Genomic DNA, 6,928 nt, shown 5'->3' with positions numbered 1-6,928 from the left:
TGTCGACCAGGGCCTTGAGCGCCTTGGCCACGGCCAGCGAGTTCAGCTCGTCGCTGGTCTCGACCAGGATGGCGCGATCAGCACCCAGCGCCAGCCCGGTGCGCAGTTGCTCCTGGGAGGCGCTCGGGCCGACAGTCACGGCGACGATCTCGCTCGCTATGCCCTGCTCTTTCAGGCGCACGGCTTGTTCCACGGCGATTTCGCAGAAGGGGTTCATGGACATCTTGACGTTGGCCAGGTCGACGCCGGACTGGTCCGCCTTGACCCGCACCTTGACGTTGTAGTCGACCACTCGTTTGATTGACACAAGGACTTTCATTGCTGTGATTCCACCTTTAGGGATGGGTTACTTGACGATGGGAAGTTTTGAACGATCGAGGGTGAAGGCCACGGCGATGATCAAGATCACGCCGAAGACGATCTGCTGGGCAAACACACTGATGCCAACGAACGTCATGCCGATACGCACCACCGACACCAGCAAGGCACCGACCAAGGTGCGCCAGACGCTGCCCACGCCACCGGTCAGCGCGGTACCGCCGACCAGCACGGCGGCGATCGCCGGCAGCAGGAACTCGTTGGCCAAGGTCGGCGAGCCACTGGACAGCCGACCGGCCATGATCAGCCCGGACAACGCCGCCAACCCGGCGGACAGGGCAAAGGTCATGATCTTGATCCGGTTGACGTTCACCCCCGAGGCCCACGCCGCCGGTTCGCCTGCGCCCACGGCGTTGGCGAAGCGGCCGAACGGCGTCTTGCGCTGGAGGAAGATGCACAGCAGCAGGACCACAGCCGCCACCAGCACTTCGTTGGGGATCCCGGCGCTCTGTCCGGTCACCCAGCCGAACCAGGCGTCACGTTGCGCGCCATCGATGTTGATGGTGCGGTTGCTGGAGGCCAGCATGGTCAAGCTGGTGACCACCCCGCCAATGGCCAGGGTGACGATGAACGACGGGATGCGCAGCCAGGTATGTAGCACACCGCTCAACGCACCGGCCGCCACACCCGCCAGGATGCCCAGGGCAAACGCCCAAGGCCCGAACCCTGGCAGCAGCAGCGCGACGAACACGCTGGCCATTGACGCCACGGCCTGGGACGACAGGTCGATGCCGCCGATCAGCAGCACGAAGGTGATGCCGGTCGCCATGATGAACAGCGTGGCGGTATCGGCCAGCAACCCGAGCACGGCGCCGGGATGGATAAAGCCGGGGTCGTAGCCGGCGATCAGTGCGACCAGCACGACCAGAGCCAGCAAGGGCGCCTGGGTGCGAAAACCGTTGAGGATGATAGGCATCGTTGTGTTCTCTCAGACCATGTACTGGATCAGTTCAACCTGCTCGGGCTTGGCCCCTGGCAGGCACTCGAAGGACTGCGCCATCTCGCCGTCGCGCATCACCAGGATGCGATGGCTCAGGCCGATCATTTCCTCCAGGGTGTCGGCGGTGAGGATCACCGACACGCCCTGCTCGGTGATCTCCCTGATCAGCTGGTAGACGTCCTCCTTGGCGCCGACATCCAGGCCGCGGGTGGGATGGTCGAGGATCAGGATGCTAGAGCCGGCATTGCGCCACTTGGCCAACACCACTTTCTGCTGGTTGCCGCCGCTGAGGTTTTGCAGCAACGCATCCGGCCCAGGGGTCTTGATGCGCAGGCGTGTGATCCAATCCTCGGCGATGGCGCGCTCGCGCCCCTCGTCGAGCAGCCCACCACGGGTCACCTGGTTGATCCGCGCCAGGGTCATGTTCTGCGCCACGCTAAGCATCGAGACGATGCCTTCGATCTTGCGCTCGCGCGGGATGTAGCCGATCCCGGCGCGAATCGCCGCGCCCGGGCCGGCACTGCTCAGGCGCTTGCCGTGGACCTGGATCTCGCCGCTGCTTCTGGGCAGCAGCCCTGCCAGCACCCGGCACAGCTCTTCACGGCCTGAGCCAATCACCCCGGCGATGCCGAGAATCTCGCCACGGTGCAGATCGAAGTCGAGGCTGGCAAAGCTGCCCTGCAGGGCCAGCCCGCGCACGACCAGGGTCACGTCGGGCAAGCAGGGTTTTTGCAGCGACTCCCGGTAGAACTCAGCCTGCAGCGAGCGGCCGACCATCAAGCTGTGCAAGCGCTCTTTGGAGGCTTCGGCGGCTGGCATCTGCGCAACCACCTCGCCATCTTTCATCACATAGACCCGATCGCTGAGCTCGAGCAGCTCATCCAGGCGATGGGAGACGAAGATGAACGAGGCGCGCGACTTCAATTGGCGTACCAGACGAAACAGCGTGTCGATCTCGCGTTGTTCCAGAACCGAAGTCGGCTCGTCGAGCAGGATTACCAAGTGGCCCTGACAGCGCTCTTCCAGGGCCAAGGCCTTGGCCAGCTCGATCATCTGCCGTTGGCTGAAGCTCAGCTCACTGCACAACGTGCCGGGGTCGAGATCAAGATTGACCTTGGCCAACTGCAGCCGAGCTGCGCGGTGGAGCTTTTGCCAGTTCAACCAACCCAAACGCGAGAACTCGTCCTCGCGGCCCATGAACAGGTTTTCCGCCACCGACAGGTTGGGCAGGATCGACTGTTCCTGATAGACCATGGCGATGCCTTGTGCGGTCGCGCCGCGCGGGCTGTCCAGCACGATGGGCTGACCATCGAGTTCAAGGTGGCCTTCCTCGGGTTGATAGACGCCGGTGAGGATCTTCATCAGGGTCGACTTGCCGGCACCGTTCTCGCCGATCAAACCGACCACTTCATGCTTGCGCACCTCAAGGTTGATGCCCTTGAGCACGGTAACGCCATTAAAACGCTTGGTGACATTGTTCAGGGTGAGCATGACGGGCTTCCTCACTTGACGACCCGTGCCTTGGCACGGTCGAGGGCAATGGCGACGGCAGCGATGATCAACACCCCCTGCACGCCCTGCTGGACATACGGCGCAACGCCCATCAGCACCATGCCGTTGCTCACCACAATCACGATCAGCACGCCCAACAAGGTGCCCAGGGGGCTGCCATTGCCGCCGGCCAGCGAGGCGCCGCCGACCACAATGGCGGTAATCGCGGTGAACAACTGGCCCTGGGCAATCAACGCATGGCCCTGGCCGAACTGCGCCACTGCAAGAATCGCCGCCAGGCCATAGAAGGCACCCGCCAGGGCAAAGATGCAGATGCGCGTGCGGTTGACATTGATGCCATTGAGCCGCGCCAGGTCTTCACCGCCACCGATGGCCAGCGCGTGGCGACCGAGCACGGTATGCCGGCTAACGAAATGGGCGACGCCCAGCGCCAGCACCACCACCCACACCGACAGCGGCAGGCCGAGCAGGCGATACAGGGCGATCGCGCGCACATCCATATCCAGCACGCGTACGGTGTTGCCCTGCAGCAGCGCGGTAGCCAGGCCAATACCGACGAACCCCACGCCCAGCGTGGCCATGAATGATGGGATACGCAGCTTGACCTGCAGCAGGCCATTGACCAGCCCAGTCAGGGCACCGACCAAAATCGCCAGGGGCAACGCCCACAAGCCAAGCGCGTGGCTGTTGAGGTTGTTGCCAACCAACAGGGCGAAACACACCGCAGCCACGGCGACCACCCCTTCCACGGACAGGTCGATGCTGCCCATCTGGATCACGAACATCCCCCCCAGGGCCATCAGCAGGGGGATCGAACAGGCGGTGGCGATGCGCACCAGGTTCATGGGGTCGAAGAAATTGGTATTGATCGAGCCAATGAGCAGGCCGATGAGCAGCAAGACAATCAACGATGAAAACCGTCGCAGGCGGGCCATGACGATAACTCCGAAAAACAGGCAGTAGGAAAACCTCGGCAAGCAGTAGGGCAGGTCTGCCGCGTGCTGGCCGAATGTGCGTATCAGCTGGGCTAGGAGCTGTAGCGAATAGGCCCGGCGACCCGTCCCCAGAAATCGTTCAGGTCCACTACAGGCGTGGACTTGAAGTTGCTGGCATAGAACGCCTCGACATTGGCCTTGGTGACCAGCTGCGGTCGCACGTAGAACTCGCGATGTTCGTGCGGCTCCTTGGCCGGATCGATGCGCCCGGTCTTGGCCGCATGCCCCAGGGCCAGGCCCATGCTGCCGAGCCAATACGGGTCAAGGCTGGTGGTGGCGATGTACTCGCCGGTACGAATCGCCTCGACCGCCTGCTCGATACCATCGATGCCGACCACCGGAATCATCCCGGCCAGGCCTTCACCACGCAGGGCCTCCAGCGCGCCCATGCCCATGTCGTCATTGGCGCACCAGATGCCCTTGATGTCGCTGTTAAAGCGGGTCAGCCACGACTGCACGATGGGAAACGCCTTATTGGCGCTCCAGTCGGCGGGCTGGTAATCGAGCAAGGTAATCCCGGGGTACTTTTTCAAGGCCGCCTCAAGGCCACTACGCCGGCCAATGGCCGCGACGTTGCTGAGGATGCCACCCAGCGCGACGATGCCGCCCTGGCCGCCCATGGCCTCGAACAGTTCGGTCGCCACCGCCTCGCCCACCGCCTGGCCATCCTCGGAAATATGCGCCACCCAGTACGGGCTGTAGTCCCAGGGGTGCATGTCGTCTGGCTTGTTCCACACCGTGGTCACATAGACCCCAGCCTTGACGCACTGCTCGATCACCGCGCGGGCATCGGCGGAGTCGTTCGGCTCGATGTTGAGGATCAGGTTGCCTTCGGTCTTGGCGATCAGCGCGCGAATGTCGGCGATGCCCTTCTGGCTGTTGCCCTCGGTGACCAGCGGCGAATACGGCAGGTTCTGGCTGGCGGCATAGGCCTGGCCGCCGCGGTTGAAGATCGCGTGGTAGGGATTGGTCAGCGAGCGAAAGGAGTTGGAAAAGGTCAGCGTGGTTTGTGCCCAGAGCATGCTGGGCATCATTGCCGCGACGGCACCGGCACCGGCCAGGCTGGCGGCACCGAGCAACAGCTTGCGGCGGCTGATGTCGCCAAGGCAGGCGCAATCGTTGTTGTTATTCATACGGCCTCCGGGTGCAAGGCACCGGGTTATTGTAATTCTTGTAACCAACTAGTTATTTATAAATCTAAGCCAGCGCGGATGCAATCACTAATCGCTGCAGGGTGGCAAACGACTTCAGAAGCTGTGGGCTGTAGTGCGCTTGCGGGCCTCTTCGCGGGCAAGCCCGCTCCCACAGGACCGCGCGCTGTGCCCGAGAGTTTTGCAGTCTCTGTGGGAGCGGGCTTGCCCGCGAAGAGGCGACAGCGTTGCCTGCACTGCCACCTAAGGTCATCTAGCCGCCACGGATAGCTGTTGTGCTGCTATCCGTCCTTTTCAGAGCGCTTTGTCGAGGGCACTGCGCTCAGCGCGCACCTGCACTTCAGACGGCGCCAAGCTACGCCCCAGAATCAGGTCAGCGCCCTTCTCGGCGATCATGATCGACGGCGCGTTGGTGTTGGAGCTCACCAGACGTGGCATCACCGATGAGTCCACCACCCGCAGCCGCTGCACGCCGCGCACCCGCAGCTGCGGGTCGACCACCGCCATGGCGTCGATGCCCATCTTGCAGGTGCCGACCGGGTGGTAGCCGGTGCGCCCGCAGCGCCGGGCATAATCTTCGTAGTCGGCCTGAGTGCGGACGCTGTCGCCTGGGAAGTGCTCGGCTTTGATGTAGCGGCTCAATGACTGCTGGGCCATGATCTCGCGACTGAGCTTGACCCCTTCGACCGACACATGCAGGTCGTAAGGATCGCTGATGTAGTTGGGATCGATCAGCGGCGACTGCAACGGATCGGCACTGCGCAGGCGTACACTGCCGCGGCTGCGTGGGCGCAGGAAGTAGGAATTAAGAGTGCAACCTGCGCCCGATGGCACTGGAGGAATGCCGGCTTCTACCCCGGCACCCGGCAGGAAGTGGAACTGCAGGTCCGGCGTGCTGGAGCGCGAATCGCCGTACCAGAAAGCCCCGGCCTCGGCGATGTTGGAGGTCACCGGCCCCTTGTTGAACAGTTTGTACTCAAGCCCGGCCATCAACATCATGTGCGGCTTGGCGTACTTGTCCAGACTCTGCGTGCCCTTGAGCTCGTAGACGATATCGATGTCGAAATGATCTTGCAGGTTCTGGCCGACGCCAGGCAGGTCCTGCTTGACCTCGATGCCTAAGCGCGACAGTTCCTCGGCCGGCCCGACCCCGGAGAGCATAAGCACCTTCGGCGAGCCAATGGCGCCTGCGGCTACCACTACTTCACGCTCGGCCGCAGCAAAGCGCACCTCACGCGAGCCGCTGCCCTGAACGTATTCCACCCCTGTGGCCTGGCCGTCTTCGATGCGGATACGGGTGACCAGGCAATCGGTCTGGATGGTCAGATTCGGCCGCTGGCGAACCTTGGCCAGATAGCCCTGGGCAGCGCTGCAGCGGCGGCCGCCGCGCTGAGTGACTTGGTAAGCGCCACAGCCTTCCTGGCGGGCGCCGTTGAAGTCGGCGTTGTAGGGGATGCCGGCTTCCTGCGCCGAGCGGATGAAGGCCTTGGTCAGCTCATTCACGGTGATCAGGTCAGACACCCCCAGTGGCCCCTCGGTGCCATGGTATTCATTGGCCAGGCGTTCGTTGTCTTCGGCCTTGCGAAAATACGGCAGCACCTCGCGGAAGGACCAGCCACGACAGCCCTCCTCCTGCTCCCAATCGTCGTAATCCTTGGCATTGCCACGGGTATAGACCATGGCATTGATCGATCCGCCACCGCCCAATACCCGGCCTTGTGGGTAGAGCACCGAGCGGTTGTTCATGGTGCCTTGGGCGACGGTGTCAAAGCCCCAGGTCAGCGGCCCGCCGGTCATCTTGAAAAAGCCCACCGGCATGTGGATGTAAGGATTGCTATCGGCAGGGCCAGCCTCCAGCAGCAACACCCGCACCTCGGCCTGCTCGCTCAGCCGCGCCGCCAGTACACAACCGGCGGAGCCACCGCCGATAACGACATAATCGTACATTCTTG

Annotated in this window: 6 protein-coding genes; all 6 read right to left on the bottom strand. The window is 63.1% G+C overall.

The genetic code is table 11. The features are described from left to right. Positions 1–319, bottom strand: a 319-nt coding sequence (locus ACI2JX_RS19720) for an electron transfer flavoprotein subunit beta/FixA family protein (RefSeq protein WP_404690819.1), incomplete at its 3' end; no start/stop codon positions are given. A gap of 27 nt (positions 320–346) precedes the next feature. After that, a complete protein-coding gene (locus ACI2JX_RS19715) occupies positions 347–1,294 on the bottom strand; it encodes an ABC transporter permease (protein ID WP_404690818.1) in 948 nt (315 codons plus the stop codon). A 12-nt stretch (positions 1,295–1,306) separates the two neighbouring features. After that, complete coding sequence (locus tag ACI2JX_RS19710) at positions 1,307–2,809, bottom strand: sugar ABC transporter ATP-binding protein (protein ID WP_404690817.1); 1,503 nt, start codon at positions 2,807–2,809, stop codon at positions 1,307–1,309. 11 nt (positions 2,810–2,820) lie between these two features. After that, positions 2,821–3,765, bottom strand: coding sequence for an ABC transporter permease (locus tag ACI2JX_RS19705; protein WP_404690816.1), 945 nt, complete (start codon positions 3,763–3,765; stop codon positions 2,821–2,823). Between the two features lie 92 nt (positions 3,766–3,857). Continuing rightward, a complete protein-coding gene (locus tag ACI2JX_RS19700) occupies positions 3,858–4,958 on the bottom strand; it encodes a sugar ABC transporter substrate-binding protein (RefSeq protein ID WP_404690815.1) in 1,101 nt (366 codons plus the stop codon). 312 nt (positions 4,959–5,270) lie between these two features. Beyond that, positions 5,271–6,923: a GMC family oxidoreductase gene (locus ACI2JX_RS19695; protein ID WP_404690814.1), complete on the bottom strand. Its 1,653-nt coding sequence runs from the start codon at positions 6,921–6,923 to the stop codon at positions 5,271–5,273. Positions 6,924–6,928: the final 5 nt, after the last annotated feature.

Source organism: Pseudomonas sp. NPDC088890 (assembly GCF_044900155.1).
Lineage (GTDB): Bacteria > Pseudomonadota > Gammaproteobacteria > Pseudomonadales > Pseudomonadaceae > Aquipseudomonas > Aquipseudomonas urmiensis.
The sequence above is the reverse complement of the archived record's forward strand: the minus strand, read 5'-3'. Positions and strand labels throughout refer to the sequence as shown.

Coding starts and splice junctions, on each gene's coding strand:
- ACI2JX_RS19715 (WP_404690818.1), bottom strand. CDS start 1,294: ATGCCTATCATCCTCAACGGTTTTCGCACCCAGGCGCCCTTGCTGGCT.
- ACI2JX_RS19710 (WP_404690817.1), bottom strand. CDS start 2,809: ATGCTCACCCTGAACAATGTCACCAAGCGTTTTAATGGCGTTACCGTG.
- ACI2JX_RS19705 (WP_404690816.1), bottom strand. CDS start 3,765: ATGGCCCGCCTGCGACGGTTTTCATCGTTGATTGTCTTGCTGCTCATC.
- ACI2JX_RS19700 (WP_404690815.1), bottom strand. CDS start 4,958: ATGAATAACAACAACGATTGCGCCTGCCTTGGCGACATCAGCCGCCGC.
- ACI2JX_RS19695 (WP_404690814.1), bottom strand. CDS start 6,923: ATGTACGATTATGTCGTTATCGGCGGTGGCTCCGCCGGTTGTGTACTG.